This window comes from Tropicibacter alexandrii (assembly GCF_003667315.2).
In the GTDB taxonomy this organism is placed as follows: Bacteria; Pseudomonadota; Alphaproteobacteria; order Rhodobacterales; family Rhodobacteraceae; genus Tropicibacter; species Tropicibacter alexandrii.
In genome coordinates this window covers 232,723-249,113 of sequence record NZ_RCTZ02000006.1, presented here as the reverse complement: position 1 = coordinate 249,113, position 16,391 = coordinate 232,723, and the positions used below count along the sequence as shown (strand labels likewise).

Sequence of the window (16,391 nt, the reverse complement as noted above, 5' to 3'; positions counted from 1 at the left end):
CGCACACTCATCACGCCACCTTCAAAGTGGCAACATTTTGCGCTGCCCTTTGGTCCAATTTTGCTCTGCCGTTGACAGAGCCCCTTGAACGGGTCCAAGCCGGCAGCATTCCACATGTCCAAATGCAGATCGGCCAAAACGAGCGCGCGCACCATCAACATCTCCTTGACTTCCAGCCCACGCAAACTGCTGAAACTCAAGCAGAAATACAAGTGCGTTTCATCTTGAAGCGGTTCGGATAATGGTCTCACGGGGAATATCCGGGTTGCCGGTCGCACATGCAAGAATGAGTAGACCATACAGAACACCAAGCAATTCTCGAGAACTGAAAAAATGAATGGCCCGACGCGATCCACGGGTTAAAAGAGGCCAGAACAACCGGCGGATGAGCATGGCCCAGATACGGAAACTCGACGTTCAGAATTTCAGGAGCATCAAGACCCTGTCCTGGTGCCCAACGCCGGGCATCAACTGCTTGGTGGGCCCTGGCGACAGCGGGAAGTCAACCATCCTCGACGCCATCGATCTCTGCATGGGGGCGCGGCGCACGATCCAATTTACCGACGCGGACTTCACCAACATTACCGTCGACGCACCGATTGAGATCACCGTTACCCTTGGTGCACTTTCGGACCGCCTAAAGACGTTTGACGCCTACGGCCTCTTTCTCCGCGGCTTCAATGCCGCAAGCGGTGAAATCGAAGACGAGCCGCGGGCCGGTCTTGAAACGGTTTTGTGCCTCAGGTTGACTGTAGGTCCAGATCTCGAGCCGATCTGGACGCTGGTTTCTGATCGAGCGGCAGCTCTAGGGAGCGAGCGCTTCCTTGCTTGGGCCGACCGGCAAGACATTGCCCCGACGCGGATCGGCTCCTTCTCGGATGTGAACCTGTCTTGGAGGCGCGGATCGGTGCTGAACAAGTTATCTGAGGAGAAGGCTGACGCATCCCAGATACTGCTCGCTGCGGCACGTGACGCCCGCGCGCAATTCGGCGGCACGGCAGATGCGCAGCTTGCGGCAGCGCTGGCAAAGGTCAAGGGAGTCGCAGATGAGTTGGGAATTGGAGACGGGAACGATCTGCACGCCGAACTTGATGCCCACTCCGTGTCAATGTCGGCTGGCACGATCTCTCTCCACAATGATGACGGCGTCCCGCTGAAGGGAATGGGTATCGGATCAACGCGCCTCCTGATTGCCGGTTTGCAAAAGGAAGCCGCGGCGGGCCCGGCAATTGTGCTGGTTGATGAGGTCGAGCACGGCCTCGAACCGCACAGGATCATCCAGTTCCTGAACGCGCTCGGCGCAAAAGATCCAGAAAAGTCTCTCCAGGTGTTCATGACCAGCCATTCTGCCGTGGTTGTCCGAGAGTTGGGGCTGATGCCTCTGACAATCGTGCGCCCAGGCAAGGATGGGCCCATCTTGAAGCGCGCAGGGGACCATCCGGAGCTTCAAGGGACGGCAAGGCTCTTCCCGGAGGCGTTTCTCGCCAAGTCTGTCTTGGTATGTGAAGGGGCGACCGAAGTTGGATTTGTCAGGGGCATAGACCAGTGGTGTGCCGATCGCGGGAAACCATCACTCCACGCCGCAGGCACCTGTCTCATCAGCGGCGGTGGCGATGAGATGTTGAAGCGGGCTTCGGCGTTTGTAGCGCTCGGCTACCGGACGGCACTTCTGCGTGATGACGACAAGCGCCCAGACCCCGACGAGGAGGCATTGTTCGAACTATCCGGGAAAGTCTTCAAATGGCAGGAGGGTCGGAAAATTGAAGCGGAGATCTTCGCATCAATCCCATCCGGCGCAGCCATCGCTCTCCTCGACTTGGCTCTGGAGGACCTTGATCAGCCGGTCTTGGATGCGCAACTTTCCTCTGCCTCGGGCAATCAGGTAAGTATCGCGTCAATACGGGAGGAGGCAAAGGCGGGTGAGCTTAGTCCTATCGCCCGAGAGGCCTTGGGGACGGCGTCGGGAAAGAAGTCGGGGTGGTTCAAGTCCGTGGGCGCAATGGAGCGCGCGGCGCGCGACATCATCGGGCCCAACCTCGTTGCAGGGGAACCGTTCAGCTTAATGACAGGGAATATACGCCGCTGGACCTTGAATGCCTGACGACATTAATCTTTTGGACGTGGACCGGGGCACCGTGGAGGCACCAGCAGGCTGCGGTAAGACTGAACTGATCGTATCCGCCCTCCGTCGCCATACCGACACGAAACCCGTCCTAGTCCTCACACACACGAATGCGGGGGTCGCGGCGCTCCGGCATCGTTTGTCGCGACATCAGGTGCCGCAGGATCGATATCGACTGTCCACGATCGATGGATGGGCACTTCGCATCCTTAAGACCTTTCCGGCGCGGTCCGGCATCGCTCCTGCACACCTCGATCTCCAAAATGCCAGGCAGGACTACCCAGCCATTAAGGCGGCGATCGCGCGTTTTCTCGCGGGTCGGCACATCGATGAGGTGCTGTGCGCAAGTTACAGCAGGGTCATCGTCGACGAGTATCAGGACTGCGACCACAATCAGCATGCCGTGGTCAGTCACCTCGCGACCATTCTGCCGACCGTTGTCCTCGGCGACCCGATGCAGGAAATCTTCAACTGGCAGGGCCACCATCCTGATTGGGATCAGGACGTCGTCGACCAATTTCCGTTGGTTGCGGAACTGACTCGACCTTGGAGATGGGAAAATGCTGGCGCACATGATCTTGGAATATGGTTACTTGAGGCGCGTCGCATCCTGAAGGCGGGCGGTCAGGTCGATCTGCGAACTGCACCCGCAGACGTCTCTTGGGTTCATCTTGACGGCCTGAACGATCACGAAATACAGCGCCGTGCCTGCCTCACGCCATCTCCACGGGCCGGAGGAGAAGTCCTTATCATGACGGGTGGGACCCAGAAGGGACTACAGAGGAAGCTGGCAAAGCAGACTCCGGGCGCCGTCACCGTCGAAGCCGTCGATCTGACGGATGTTACGGACTTCGCACGAGAGGTCGACCTCGTCGCCCCAGGGAATCTTGAAGCTGCTCTCAATTTCGCCTTTGCGGTCATGACGGGCGTTGATCGGGAAGGCATTTCTGCCCGGACAGCAACAATCGCCGCGGGTCGGCACCGAGCACAACCCGAAGCGCATGAACTTGCGGCAATGCGATACCAGGAAGTTGGGGATGCCGCCTCCCTCATCGCCCTTTTCGAAGCACTCGAGGCCACACAGGGTGCCCGGACGTTCCGGCCAGAAATCCTGCGCGCCTGCATCAAGGCCCTCCAGTCGTCCGGCACCGATCTAAGCTTTCTTGAGGCTGCAAAGCGCATCCGTGAACAACAGCGCGTCCTCGGGCGTCTCCTGCCCAAAAAAGCCGTAGGAAGTCCGCTTCTCCTCAAGGGTCTCGAGGGCGATGTCGCAATCATTTTGGATGCGAGCGATTTCGACCGGGACGCAACCAAGAACAGGAAGAACCTTTACGTCGCGATGACCCGGGGCTCCAGGAAACTCGTGATCTGCTCCCCGACGCACCTCATAGGATGACGAGGCCGGGTAACAACGCGTTCGGGGCCGTCCGAAATGGCTGCCCCCTGAAATCCTGAAACCATAGCATCGCGGCTCGACGGTCAGGTTCGGTTGCTTGCAATACGTCCATGTCCGTCCATGACGGAGTGATCAAGTAGATTACTTTAATCCAACGAACTCAATCTGGCCGGCGCGATCCTGCTATGCCTCTCGGCACGATTGCAAGCACTGACGTGCCGAACCTTGACTATTGAACAAACTTCATGGTTTCGTGTCACAATCCAGAACAGTGGGTTGGCCAGGCCTTCTCGCGCCTGAAGCAGGTGACCGACGTCGGCGCCGGGACCATCGTTATTCTAGGTAGGTAACTTGTTATTAGCAGGTGTCCATTGGCAGCCCACTGAAATCCAACGCGTTGTCAAGGTGCTCGAGACCAGCACGAAACCCCTTCAGGTCTCAACCGACGCAGGATTGGCTATCGTAAAGTATCTTGGCAACCCCGCGGGTGCTGAGGCTCTAGTTTGCGAGATTATTGGTTGCAGCGCAGCACGTTTGCTCGGCCTTAAGACACCAGACTTTGCCGTTATGGACTTACCCGCCATGAATCTACCGAACCACCCTATGCTGCAGGTCCAATCCGGCCCCGCGTTTTGTTCAAAGTGGGAAGAGATGGCAACATCGCTGTCGCCGAATTCCGCGCTGCTCAAGAAGCTGAGAAGACCTGACGACATTGCAAAACTCGTGGTCCTTGACACTTGGTTGCGCAACAAGGACCGCTTCGCTGATGATGGAGGCAATCCCTTCGACGTCATGAACTACGACAACGTGTTGCTCAAGCAAGACAAGCGCAAGGTTGAACTGATGGCGATCGATCACTCACATGCGCTGGTGGAAACGACCCTAGACGATGAACTGGATCAAGCCTGGGTCGAAGAGCAAGTCGTTTACGGTCGGTTTAGTCAGTTCGATCACTTCTTGAATAGAAAGATGCTTGGCTCTGCCCTCGCGGCCGTCGAGCGGATTGACCGGACGACGCTTCGGCGGGTATGTGAGGGAGTCCCGCGCGCGTGGGGGATGACAGATGGGCTCAGCGAGCGCCTTTTTACCTGCTTGGACGAGCGCGCCCAGCGGTTGGAAAGTTGGCTTCCTGCCGCCATATTTGATCAGTATGAGCTACAGTTTGACCAAGGGGAGGCGGCAGATGAATGAGAACGAACTAGCTTACAGCATCGTTCAGTTTAGTCCCCGTCCTGAGCGGTTTGAGTTCGTCAACGTCGGCGTGCTTGTGATTGACAAGCGGCAAGGCTCCCTTGTGCGAAAGTTCAGCTCTGACTTCGCGCGAGTAAAACGGATTTTTGGGGATGCCAGTCCTGCGTTTCTGAAGTTGGCACTCGAAGATTTTGCAGAGCGTGTTGATTTCGAGTTTCGAAAGCGTGACTATTCAGTCTCTGCATCGGACTTCAATTCGAGGCGTGCCGGTATTTTTCAGATCACGCCGCTGCTGCCGATTTCAGGGAAGAGTGCGGCGCAAGCCGCCAACGATCTTTTCTCCGACTTGGTATCCGCAGAGACAAGAAATAGGCGTCAGGAACGCGTAAGCACGCGTCTAAAGCGTGCATTCGCGGACGCCGGGGTTCTTTCTCTACTTCAAATGCGCCCTCATGCTGTTGAAATTCCAAAATGGGGCGTGAGCGTCAAAGCTGACTTCGGCTATCAAAACGGAGTTTTCAATTTGATTGACTCAGCACGTTTTGATCAGTCGGAAAAGGGCCTTGCGGAAGCGGGTAAGCGAGTGCTTGAAGGGCGAGCACTTGCCGAGACACTTGATCACCGCCTGATCGTTGTGGGCGAGTTTGGCGATCAATCTCAGGACTATGTAGATAGCCTAAAGGATGAGTTTGCGAAAGCGCAGACTAAACTGTTCGCGTTGGAAGAGGTTGGCGTTCTGGCTCAAGAGATCCGGCGCACTGCGCACTAGACCGAGTTTGTTGAAGACTGCGATCTGACCCGCGACTTTCCGAACTCCGCTTCCTGCCAACTGCCGCCTATCACGGCAGGAATTGCGAGCGGCAGGTTTCTGCAATTTGCCGCGGATGCGACGCTGCAAGGTCACAAACCTTTTCTCGCCATTGGGCGGCTGAGGGCAGTCAGAATGGAACTGGGCCCGCGGCCTATATACAGAGTTTCTGAAACTCCTCAGCCGATCCCCCGATGGCAATTTGGATTGCCTATCCAAAAGAACCGAACGGTCAAGCCGCCATGCAGCCCGCGACACGCCTGTATTCCGTGTCGGCCACTCTCACCATCTCGGCATCCGTCTTCCGCACGCCCGTCAAGGAACCACTCCAAAGCCGATGAAGCGTGCCGGCACATGATCCGTGAGCCATACGCCGTTGTCAGCCTTAAAAAACACGTGCCCCGCTTCATGCATTTCGCGAGCAGCGACGCAAAGGATCACAGGCTTGCCGTGCCGACGACCAACATCGAGCGCCGTATCAGCGCCCCCTGATAGATGCACATGCCGGCGGCGTCCGGGAAGGAGGCCGGAGGCAAAGATCGCATCGAGGGAGTGGCTCGCCGTGCCGTGATAGAGCGTCGGCGGCGGTTCCAGCTGCGTCAAGCCTAGATCGACGTCCACAGAATGCCCTTGAGCCGCCCGAATGCGCTGGCCATCCGGGCTGATGGTAAAGCGCCTTTTGTCGTTCTGTTCAACGATTTCGAGGAGCTGGGCCCGGCTCAGGGGGCGACCGGCGCGCTTCATCGCACGAAGCAGTTCAGCGATGCCGACCCAGCCATGCCGGTCCAACTTCAGACCGATCGTTTCAGGTTGATGCCTCAGAACCAAGGCGAGGTATCGGCTCTCTCTGCTCATCGTCCGTAACCCCGGCTCACTGCAACCGGGGCCGGCTCTCCAACCCCTCCGCCCGCTCCAGCATGCGGACAACATCTCGCAAGCTGATCCCGCCCTTGACCTGAATGATGGCCTCACTGATGGCGTCGATCGACGCCACCTCAAGCCCCCGCCGTGCACCCTCACGCGTGGCAAAGGCGATCAGGTCGGATACGGTAATATCTCCCAGCGTGATCAGCACACAGCGGCTCATCAGTGGCGCGGGCAGGCCCTCGATGCCATTGGCCGTCATGACCCAAGAGATCCAGCGCATGTCGAATGGCACCCGGTAGAACGGGCAGGTCCAGGAAGCCGCCGTGCCCGGCTCCAAGAGCGACAGCAGCGCCTCGGTAAAGGAATAAGTATGTCCCTTCGAGGAGGTTTGATGCTGGGCCTTCTCGACCTCGTCAACGATCATAAGCGGGTTCGCCACCCGGTGGGTCAGCAGAGTTTCAATCGGGCGGCCGGGCTGGGCCGAACTCCAACCACGTTCCGTGCCCACCAATGCGAAACCGGCACCGCCTTTCGTGGCGTCGATGTCAGCGGCTGGCACATCGAGCGCTCCGGCCAGACGTCGTGCCCAGTGCGACTTGCCGATGCCGGGCGGTCCGAGCAGGATGACCGGCGGGATCACCACCGGCTCGCCACGGCGCGCCGCGCGACGCAGGGCGTGCCAGGCATGTTCCGTAGAGCGCGCCATCCAGGGCATCTCCTCGTGGATCGCGGCAGCGATCTCGTCGGCCCGGTGCTCGGTTGGGATTGTAACGGCGGCCACGTCGGGCATCAGCCCCATGACGGCCCGGCGCTCGTCTTCCCTCAAATGGCCGAGTCCCATGGATCGCCGGCGCGCCGCGACGAAGCGCCTGGCGCGGGCTTCGATACGGCTCTTGTCGTGATAGGTCAGTTCGTCGCCGTCAGACAGTTCGGCGGCAAAGGCGCTCATGTCGTCGACGTCAAACTCCTCGGAGCGCTCGTCGTCCCCGATGAGATCCTCAGCCAACTTCCGGGCGCGCAACGCCTTCAGGAAGGTCTTGAGGCGGTTCTGGATGGCGACGGTATCGAGATCCCTGGCAGGGCTCAGCAGCAGTTTCACGCGGGTGTTCATGGGGGCAGTCCTCTTCCAGCAGGGCATGTATCCCGGGCGCTTCTGGCCCGGGTCGATCAGGGCAAGGTCAGCCCCGTATGCGCTGGTGGTTCGGTCGCGTGTTCATCATGGGGTCGATGGAAGCCACGGAAACGCCCATGGGTCAAGTGCAGCGGCCTCGGTGACGCATGAAAGCACAACGCCGCCCCTTTCGGAGCGGCGTTTCACGCATTTAGAGATTTCAAAGACTTAAGCGAAGGTGGCAGAGATAGACCTGTCAACTGGCGGGTTTTTTGCCCGGTTTGGCAGATTTATCCGTGTCGTTTCAACACTTCTAGACAGACCGGCCTCACCCACACTTCGAGTGACCACAAGAACTGCAGGTCATGCAGCCCTCGACCATCATCATCGAGAACTGACCGCAGCTTGGGCAGGCCTTGCCGCGCGGGGTGTCCAGACCGACGACCTTGGCCGTCGGGTCGCTCTTCAGGCCCATCCCCTCGCCCTCAAGAAACCCGATCGCCACCAGATGCTGTTCGATCACACCACCGATCGCCGCCAGAATCGACGGGATGTACTTGCCCTGAACCCAGGCGCCGCCGCGCGGGTCGAACACGGCCTTCAGCTCTTCTACCACGAACGACACATCCCCACCCCGACGGAACACGGCAGAGATCATCCGCGTCAGCGCCAGCGTCCATGCGTAGTGCTCCATGTTCTTGGAGTTGATGAACACCTCGAAGGGACGACGATGGCCGCCCACGATAATATCGTTGATCGTCAGATAGATGGCGTGTTCGCTGTCATGCCATTTCAGCTTGTAGGTTGCCCCTTCCAGCGTCTGCGGACGGTCCAGAGGTTCCGACATGTAGATCACGTCGCCATGCGGGCGCTGCGGCTCTGCGTCGTCATTGGCGACCACTTCGGGCGCTTTCTTTTCCTCGGACACGGTCAGGACCGACCCGGTCACGTCGTTCGGGCGATAGGTGGTGCAACCCTTGCAGCCCTGTTCGTAGGCCTCCAGATACACTTCCTTGAAATCCTCGAACGAGATGTCTTCGGGGCAGTTGATGGTCTTGGAGATCGACGAATCCACCCATTTCTGCGCCGCCGCCTGCATGCGCACATGCTCCAGCGGGGCCAGAGTCTGGGCGTTCACGAAATAATCGGGCAGGTCCGCATCCTCGCCATGGCGCTCGCGATACATCTGCACGGCGTAATCGACGACCTCTTCCTCGGTGCGCGAACCGTCCTTTTGCAGGACCTTGCGGGTGTAGCTGTAGGCAAAGACCGGCTCGATCCCCGACGACACGTTGCCCGCGTACAGCGAGATCGTCCCGGTGGGCGCGATCGACGTGACCAGAGCGTTGCGGATGCCATGCTGGCGGACCGCCTCGCGGACATCCTCATCCATCGCCATCATGTTGCCAGAGGCGAGGTATTTGTCCGCGTCGAACAGCGGGAAGGCGCCCTTCTCCTTCGCCAAATCGACCGACGCCAGATAGGACGCACGGGCAATCGCCTTCAGCCAGTCCTCGGTCTGCGCAGCCGCCTCTTCGGAGCCATAGCGCAGCCCGCACATCAGCAGCGCATCCGCCAACCCGGTCACGCCCAGACCGATACGGCGCTTGTTCAGCGCCTCTTCCTGCTGCTGCGGCAGCGGGAAGCGCGAGGCGTCGACCACGTTATCCATCATGCGCACGGCAGTCGCGACGAGGTCGTTCATCTTCTCGACGTCCAGCCGCGCATCCGGGCCAAACGCATCCTCGACCAGACGCGCCATGTTGATCGAGCCCAGCAGGCAGGCGCCATAAGGCGGCAAGGGCTGCTCGCCACAGGGGTTCGTCGCGCAGATCGTCTCGATATAGTTGAGGTTGTTCTTTTCGTTGATGCGATCGATGAAGATCACGCCCGGCTCGGCATAGTCATAGGTCGCCTTCATGATCCGGTTCCACAGGTCGCGCGCCTGCACGGTGTGATACACCTTGCCGTCGAATTGCAGATCCCACGGGCCGTCCGCCTTGACCGCCTCCATGAAGGCGTCTGTGACCAGAACGGACAGGTTGAACATGCGCAGACGGGCGCTGTCGGCCTTGGCGGCGATGAATTGTTCGACGTCCGGGTGGTCACAGCGCATGGTCGCCATCATCGCACCGCGACGGCTGCCTGCCGACATTATGGTGCGGCACATCGCATCCCACACATCCATGAAGCTGAGCGGACCCGACGCATCCGCCGCCACGCCCTTCACCACCGCGCCCTTGGGCCGGATGGTCGAGAAATCATAGCCGATCCCGCCGCCCTGCTGCATCGTCAGCGCCGCCTCTTTCAGCATGTCAAAGATGCCGCCCATGCTGTCGGGGATCGTGCCCATGACGAAGCAATTGAACAGGGTCACGCTGCGGTCGGTGCCCGCCCCTGCGGTGATCCGGCCTGCGGGCAGGTATTTGAAATCCTCCAGCGCGTGGTAGAACTTGTCTTCCCACGCGGCGGTGTCCGTCTCGACGCTGGCCAAGGCGCGGGCGATCCGCCGCCACGTATCCTCGACACTGAGGTCGATGGCCGTGCCATCCGCCTCTTTCAGGCGGTATTTCATATCCCAGATCTGTTCTGCGATGGGCGCGGCAAAGCGGGTCATGGGCGGCGAATCCTTTTGTCGAGTGTTCGGGTCAGCAGGGGCGTTGGGTATCGCGTCCGGCTCCACAAATGAAGCCTTAATTTTGCAAGATTTCGGCAAGCAAGACGCTAGGGCTTGAAGACGGGAACACAAACCATACCATATAAAGCGTCTGAAGGGGACCAGATTCGTGACCAAGCTCTGCCATCTCGTAAAACTCTCCGCCGGCACCGACAGCGTCGAGAGCCTCGCCGCATGGCAGGACAGCGTGCGCGCGCGGTTCACGGACGGGCTGCCGCGCCATGTCACGCGCATGTGGCCAAAACGCGAGGCCGAGATTCTGGCAGGCGGATCAATCTATTGGGTGATCAAGGGCCAGATCCAGTGCCGCCAGCGCATCCTGCGGCTGGACGAGGTCACCGGCGAGGACGGCATCCGCCGCTGCGCCATCGGCCTCGACCCGCAGCTGGTCCGCACCGCGCTCGCCCCGAAGCGCGCCTTTCAGGGCTGGCGCTACCTGTCTGACGCCGACGCGCCGCCCGACCTGCCCAAGGGGCGCGAAACGGAAACACCCCTGCCGCCGGAACTCGCCGGGGCCCTCGCAGAGATAGGCGTCCTCTGACGCGCCCTGTTTCTTCTCTTTCCAAATACCCATTCCCCCCCTGACAGACCGCGCCGCCGATCCGTCAGGGGCGGGACGAGAAGCCACGCAGGAAGCGCGCCATCGCCGCGCCCAAACATTGCCCTGAATCAAGGTCAACCTCCCCAAGCGCGCCTAGACTCGGCATATGTCACCAAGGGAGGACTGCCCATGAAACGCCTTCTCACCGCTCTGGCCCTGCTCGCCTCGACCACGGTCGCACAGGCGGACAGCCTGATCGGCTCCTACGTCGCCTATATCGGCACGCAGGACCTTTATAATTCCAACGGCCAGCGCCTGAACGAGCCTTGGCAGGTGTTGCGGCAGGACCGGGCGAATTACCACCGCTTCGGCATTTCCCAACCCGGCGACGAATGGGACCCGTTCTTCGGCTCGATCGACAATCGTGCCGCGATGGAGCGGATGATCATGAATGGCTATATCGAACCGAATGCCGCGCGCACCCTGCTCAACGGCGGCGCAACGGTCTTTGTCCGGATATACGGCACCGGCAATACGGGGCGGTCCGTGGAGGTCACCGTCGTCCGATGATCCATAAAGTAGGATGGGTGATCACCCATCCTACCCACGCCGCACCAGCACCCACAAAAACGCGACCGCCTCGCGCAGGCGCAGCCGCAGCATCGGCCAAGTCAGGCGATAATCCCGCACCGGGCAATTGCTTGACGCCCGCAACCCGGCACGCCGCGCCAACAGTCGCGCGCGCGGCGCGTGGTAACCGTCCGTGACGATCACGACGGCGGATGCGCCAATCCGGTTCAGGATCGGCCGCGACAGGGCAATGTTCTCGCGCGTGTTGCGCGCCTGCGGTTCGAGGAAGACAGCGCCGTCGGGCACCCCCGCCGCGACGATGACCTGCGCCATGACCTCGGCCTCGGAAGGCGGGTGCAGCCCCACACCGCCCGACACCACGATCGCCCGCACCTGCCCCGCATGCCACAACGTAGCCGCGTGGCGCGCGCGCCGGCGTAACGACGGCGAGGCACGCCCGCCCTCCCAAACCGCGGCCCCCAAGACCAGCGCCACAGGATCATCCAGTCCGGTCATCATATCTGCACCTATGCACAGCCAGCGTGCGAATCCCAAGCCCCTCTGGCATTCCGCCTCACAATGCCTAATCTCCCCTCAAAGGAGACACGCATGACTGATACCTACACTCCGCCCAAGGTCTGGACCTGGGACAAGGAAAACGGTGGCCAATGGGCCTCGCTCAACCGGCCCATCGCCGGGGCCACCCACGACGCAGACCTGCCCGTGGGCAAGCACCCGTTCCAGCTTTATAGCCTCGCCACGCCAAACGGCCAAAAGGTCACGATCCTGCTCGAAGAGCTTCTCGCAGCGGGGCATGATGCCGAATACGACGCGTGGCTGATCAAGATCGGGGATGGCGACCAGTTCGGCTCGGGCTTTGTCGAGATCAACCCGAACTCCAAGATCCCCGCGCTGGTCGACCGCTCCGGCGGCGAGCCCGTCCGCGTCTTCGAATCCGGTGCGATCCTGATGCATCTGGCCGAGAAATTCGGTGCCTTCCTCGGCTCGAACCGCACGGAACTGCTGTCTTGGCTGATGTGGCAGATGGGCAGCGCGCCTTATCTGGGCGGCGGTTTTGGCCATTTCTACGCCTACGCCCCTTACAAGATGGAATATCCGATCGACCGCTTTGCGATGGAGGTCAAGCGCCAGCTCGACGTGCTGGACCGGCATCTGGCCGAAAACCGGTACATGACGGGCGACGACTACACCATCGCCGATATCGCGATCTTTCCATGGTACGGGCGCACGGTGCATGGCGAAAGCTACAACGCGGGCGAATTCCTGGATGTGAAAAGCTACACCAACGTGATCCGCTGGGCCGACGAGATCGCCGCGCGGCCTGCCGTGATCCGCGGGCGCATGGTCAACAAGGCCTCCGGTGACCCGGCCACGCAACTGCGCGAACGCCATGATGCGTCGGATTTCGAGACCAAGACCCAAGACAAGATCGGTTGAACGCGCCAAAAAGGTAGGATGGGTGATCACCCATCCTACTTGAGGTCAGCCAACGTTCAGCTTGTCACACAGCGCCTGCATCGCCGCGCGATCGCCGGGCTCCATCGCTGCCTTGCGCGACCGGAACAGCGTTGCCTGCGACCGCAAGACCGGCTCTTCTTCCAGAACTTTCAGATGGTTGGCGCGCAACGTCTCGCCCGTCGAAGTGATGTCCGCGATCGCCTCGGCGGTCAGGTTCTTCACCGTACCCTCGGTCGCGCCTTGGCTGTCGACCAGCTGGTAATCCGCGACCCCGCCGTCATGCAGGTATTGCCGCACCAGCCGGTGATACTTCGTCGCGATGCGCATCCGGAACCCGTGCCGCGCGCGGAATTGCGCCGCCGCCGCGTCCAGATCGTCCAGCGTATCCACATCCACCCAACAGGCCGGGACGGCGATGATCAGGTCCGCATGGCCAAAGCCAAGCTCGGCCAGCGGCTGCACCTTCTGATCCCATTGCACCAGTTTCTCGCGGATCAGGTCCGTGCCCGTCACGCCCAGATGGATGCGCCCGGCAGCCAGTTCGCGCGGGATTTCCCCCGCGCTCAGCAGCACCAGTTCGACCCCGTCGACCCCCTCGACCGCGCCGGAATACTCGCGATCCGAGCCGGTGCGCGACAGCGCCACGCCGCGCGCGCCGAACCAGTCAAAGGTCTTTTCCATCAGCCGCCCCTTGGACGGCACGCCCAGCTTGATGCTCATCGCTCCAACTCCACCAGCAGGCCGGCGCGGATGACACCGCCCACCGCCGGGATCTCGCGCCCCTGCCCCAGCTGCCGGGTCAACGCATCATAGCGCCCGCCACTGGCCACCAGCGGCCAATCGGGCCGGTCCGCCCGCGCAAAGCCAAAGACGAACCCGTCGTAATATTCCATCGACGAGCGGCCATAGCTGGCCTCGAAGGCCAGCTGGTCGACCGCCACGCCACGCCTGTCCATCGCCTCGCAGCGCCGGGCAAAGCGATCGACCGCCCCGGCAATCGCGGGCATGTCCACGGCGATGTCGCGCAACTGTTCCAGCGCAAAGGGACAAGCCTCGGACACTTTCAACAACTGCTCCAACATGGCGACCTGTTCGCGCGCCAGCTTGGGCTCGGCCTGATCGGCGCGCAGCGTTTCGATCCGCGCAAGGATATCGGTCTCGTCCCGCAGGCCGATCATGGCCCCGGCCAGCGCCATCGGCGTCTGCGATGCCAGCAGGGCCGCGCGCGACGCGGGCATCTCGGTCTTGCCCGAGAACCGGTCCAGAAGCGCCCGGAACCGGCGGGGCCGCCAGATATGGCGCATCAGGGCCGCCCGCCGCGCGGCGCTGGTCTCCAACCCCGACACCGCCGCCGTCAGGATGCCGATATCGCCGGTGACCGCGCGCAGCCCGTAGCCGTCCAGCGCCTTCGAGAACAGCGCAAAGACCTCGGCATCCGCCGCCTCCGGGTCCTCGCGGTCAAAGACCTCGAAGCCCACCTGCACGTATTCGCTGGCCCGGTCCGGGTGCTCTTCCTGTCGGCGAAAGACCTCGCCCGCATAGGTGTAGCGCGCCGGTTCCGCGCCCTCGGCCATGTGGCGTTCGACCACTGGCAGCGTGAAATCCGGGCGCAGCATGACCTCGCCCTCGACCGGGTCGCTGGTCACATAGGCCCGCGTGCGGATATCCTCGCCATAGAGCTCCAAAAGCACGCCTGCGGGCAACAGGATCGGGCAATCGACCGGGTGCGCACCCGCCGCCTCGAAGGCCGCCTGCAAGGCCGCCGCCTTGGTTTTCACCGCTGAAAGGGTCATTGGTACAGGTCCAGAATCTCGCGCACCTTGGTCACAAGGTCGCCACGCGGCACTTCGTACTGGCTGGGGCGGTCCTTCCATTCCTCAAGGCTCGCCTCTTCGGCGATCTTGGCGCCAAGGATCAGGTCCTTGATCTGAACCACACCTTTTTCGTGCTCATCCCCGCCCTCGATCACGGCCACCGGCGAGGCGCGTTTATCGGCATATTTCAACTGGTTGCCAAAGTTCTTGGGATTGCCCAGATAGACCTCGGCCCGCAGCCCCGCGCTGCGCAACTCGGCCACCATCGCCTGATAGTCGGCCATCCGGTCCTTATCCATAACGGTCACGACCACCGGCCCTTGCACATTGGACCCGATCCGCCCCTTTTCACGCAGCGCTGCCAGCAAGCGGTCCACGCCAATGCTGACACCCGTCGCAGGCACCGCTTGACCCGTGAAGCGTTTCACGAGGTCATCATAGCGCCCGCCCCCGGCAACCGAGCCGAATTGCCGCTTGCGGCCCTTCTCGTCGAGGATTTCAAAGGTCAGCTCCGCCTCGAAAACCGGCCCGGTATAGTAGCCAAGGCCGCGCACCACGGAGGGATCGATCACGATGCGATCCTCGCCATAGCCCTGTGCATCGAGCAGCGCCGCGATTTCCTGCAACTCGGCCACGCCCTCGGCGCCCACGGCGCTTTCGCCAATCGCCGCCTTCAAATTCACCAAGGTCTCGGCGTTCGATGCGCCCTTCGACGTCAGGAACGCAATCACCGGCTCGGCCTGCGCCTCGGCCAGCCCGACCCCGTCGATATAGGCCCCAGAGGCATCCAGCCGCCCCTTGCCCAGCAACTCGCGCACGCCGCTTTCACCGACCTTGTCAAACTTGTCGATGGTGCGCAGCACGTCCGCCGCCTGCGCCTCGTCGCTCACGCCCATCGCCTCCAGCACACCGTTCAGAACCTTGCGGTTGTTGACCCGCACCACGTAATCGCCGCGCGGAATCCCGACCTTCTCCAGCGTATCCGACAGCATCGCGCAAATCTCGGCATCGGCGGCCACCGACCCCGCGCCAACCGTATCCGCGTCGCACTGATAGAACTGACGATAGCGCCCCGGTCCGGGCTTCTCATTCCGCCAGACCGGCCCCATCGCATAGCGGCGATACGGCAGCGGAAGGTCGTTGCGGTGCTGCGCATAGACGCGCGCCAAGGGTGCGGTCAGGTCATAGCGCAGCGCCATCCACTGATCATCCTCGTCCTGCCAGGCAAAGACCCCCTCGTTCGGGCGATCCACATCGGGCAGGAACTTGCCCAGCGCCTCGACCGTCTCCACGCCCGAGCTTTCCAGCGCGTCAAAGCCATACTGATGGTACACCCCGGCAATGGTCTGCAGCATCTCGGCGCGCTCGGTGACTTCGGCGCCGAAATAGTCGCGAAAGCCCTTCGGCGTGGCCGCCTTGGGGCGCGGGGATTTCTTCTGTTTGGCCATGGGTGCGATCCGCCTTCCAAATCCGTCGCGCTTCCTCTACCCATTCCGCACCCCATGAGCAAGCGAACCGCCCCCGGCTTCTTCTGGCCCGAAATACCGTGGGGTGAATTGGCCGCAGGCCAAGAGGGGCAAAGCCCCTGCGACAGAAAGGCCCGACATGACCAACCCGATCGAAGAACGCCTCGCCCATCTCGAACGCACCGTCGACGACCTGTCCGACGTCGTGGCGCAGCAGGCCAAGGAAATCGACCGCCTCACCCACCGTGTCGCCATGCTGCTGGAACGCGAGGCCGCGCGTGAGGCCGAAGGTTCGGGCGGCGTCATCCTCGGCGATGAGCGCCCGCCACATTACTGATCCGACATCAGG

General features: G+C 61.6%; 16 protein-coding genes. 8 read left to right on the top strand and 8 right to left on the bottom strand.

Going from position 1 to position 16,391, the window contains the following annotated elements; translation table 11 throughout:
• Positions 1-251 (bottom strand): hypothetical protein (locus tag D8Z78_RS24835; RefSeq protein ID WP_206169669.1); only part of this gene is annotated, 251 nt, incomplete at its 3' end.
• Positions 252-337: 86 nt separating this feature from the next.
• Here D8Z78_RS24835 and D8Z78_RS10515 point away from each other — a divergent pair.
• The 4 genes from D8Z78_RS10515 to D8Z78_RS10500 all read left to right on the top strand — a co-directional run bounded on the left by D8Z78_RS10515 (position 338) and on the right by D8Z78_RS10500 (position 5,478).
• Positions 338-2,101, top strand: a complete 1,764-nt coding sequence (locus D8Z78_RS10515; RefSeq protein ID WP_206169668.1) for an ATP-dependent nuclease — start codon at positions 338-340, stop codon at positions 2,099-2,101.
• Complete coding sequence (locus tag D8Z78_RS10510) at positions 2,094-3,518, top strand: UvrD-helicase domain-containing protein (protein ID WP_121633344.1); 1,425 nt, start codon at positions 2,094-2,096, stop codon at positions 3,516-3,518. The genes D8Z78_RS10515 and D8Z78_RS10510 overlap by 8 nt, the downstream gene beginning before the upstream one ends.
• Positions 3,519-3,923: 405 nt before the next feature.
• Positions 3,924-4,709, top strand: coding sequence for a HipA family kinase (locus tag D8Z78_RS10505; RefSeq protein ID WP_128910766.1), 786 nt, complete (start codon positions 3,924-3,926; stop codon positions 4,707-4,709).
• A complete protein-coding gene (locus D8Z78_RS10500; protein ID WP_121633349.1) occupies positions 4,702-5,478 on the top strand; it encodes a DUF3037 domain-containing protein in 777 nt (258 codons plus the stop codon). Before D8Z78_RS10505 ends, D8Z78_RS10500 begins: the two co-directional genes overlap by 8 nt.
• Before the next feature lie 354 nt (positions 5,479-5,832).
• Here the strand turns inward: D8Z78_RS10500 and D8Z78_RS10495 are convergent, their stop codons facing one another.
• The 3 genes from D8Z78_RS10495 to D8Z78_RS10485 all read right to left on the bottom strand — a co-directional run bounded on the left by D8Z78_RS10495 (position 5,833) and on the right by D8Z78_RS10485 (position 10,112).
• Entirely contained in the window at positions 5,833-6,372 is a 540-nt protein-coding gene (locus D8Z78_RS10495) for an RNA 2'-phosphotransferase (RefSeq protein WP_121633351.1), read from the bottom strand.
• 16 nt (positions 6,373-6,388) lie between these two features.
• Complete coding sequence (locus D8Z78_RS10490; RefSeq protein ID WP_121633353.1) at positions 6,389-7,495, bottom strand: AAA family ATPase; 1,107 nt, start codon at positions 7,493-7,495, stop codon at positions 6,389-6,391.
• Between the two features lie 328 nt (positions 7,496-7,823).
• The gene (locus tag D8Z78_RS10485; RefSeq protein WP_121633355.1) at positions 7,824-10,112 is read right to left on the bottom strand and encodes an adenosylcobalamin-dependent ribonucleoside-diphosphate reductase; all 2,289 of its coding nucleotides are present in this window, start codon (positions 10,110-10,112) and stop codon (positions 7,824-7,826) included.
• A 169-nt stretch (positions 10,113-10,281) separates the two neighbouring features.
• Between D8Z78_RS10485 and D8Z78_RS10480 the strand changes: the two genes are divergently transcribed.
• A complete protein-coding gene (locus tag D8Z78_RS10480) occupies positions 10,282-10,713 on the top strand; it encodes a DUF1489 family protein (RefSeq protein ID WP_121633358.1) in 432 nt (143 codons plus the stop codon).
• 189 nt (positions 10,714-10,902) lie between these two features.
• Positions 10,903-11,283 (top strand): hypothetical protein, encoded by a 381-nt coding sequence (locus D8Z78_RS10475; protein WP_121633360.1) that lies wholly within the window; start codon positions 10,903-10,905, stop codon positions 11,281-11,283.
• Positions 11,284-11,313: 30 nt separating this feature from the next.
• On the opposite strand, the gene D8Z78_RS10470 is transcribed toward D8Z78_RS10475, so the two are convergent.
• A complete protein-coding gene (locus D8Z78_RS10470; protein ID WP_240672084.1) occupies positions 11,314-11,799 on the bottom strand; it encodes a YdcF family protein in 486 nt (161 codons plus the stop codon).
• A 93-nt stretch (positions 11,800-11,892) separates the two neighbouring features.
• Between D8Z78_RS10470 and yghU the strand changes: the two genes are divergently transcribed.
• Positions 11,893-12,741 (top strand): glutathione-dependent disulfide-bond oxidoreductase, encoded by an 849-nt coding sequence (yghU, locus tag D8Z78_RS10465; protein ID WP_121633364.1) that lies wholly within the window; start codon positions 11,893-11,895, stop codon positions 12,739-12,741.
• Positions 12,742-12,786: 45 nt separating this feature from the next.
• On the opposite strand, the gene hisG is transcribed toward yghU, so the two are convergent.
• From hisG to hisS, 3 genes are read right to left on the bottom strand one after another with little or no spacing between them, the layout of a single operon-like run.
• Positions 12,787-13,482 carry an ATP phosphoribosyltransferase gene (gene hisG, locus D8Z78_RS10460; RefSeq protein ID WP_121633366.1) on the bottom strand — a complete coding sequence of 232 codons (696 nt, stop codon included), beginning with the start codon at positions 13,480-13,482 and terminating at the stop codon, positions 12,787-12,789.
• Positions 13,479-14,555 (bottom strand): ATP phosphoribosyltransferase regulatory subunit, encoded by a 1,077-nt coding sequence (locus tag D8Z78_RS10455; RefSeq protein ID WP_121633369.1) that lies wholly within the window; start codon positions 14,553-14,555, stop codon positions 13,479-13,481. The genes hisG and D8Z78_RS10455 overlap by 4 nt, the downstream gene beginning before the upstream one ends.
• Positions 14,552-16,024: a histidine--tRNA ligase gene (gene hisS / locus D8Z78_RS10450; protein WP_121633371.1), complete on the bottom strand. Its 1,473-nt coding sequence runs from the start codon at positions 16,022-16,024 to the stop codon at positions 14,552-14,554. The genes D8Z78_RS10455 and hisS overlap by 4 nt, the downstream gene beginning before the upstream one ends.
• Positions 16,025-16,181: 157 nt before the next feature.
• On the opposite strand from hisS, the gene D8Z78_RS10445 reads away from it, so the two are divergent.
• A complete protein-coding gene (locus D8Z78_RS10445) occupies positions 16,182-16,379 on the top strand; it encodes a SlyX family protein (RefSeq protein ID WP_121633373.1) in 198 nt (65 codons plus the stop codon).
• The last annotated feature ends 12 nt before the right edge of the window (positions 16,380-16,391 follow it).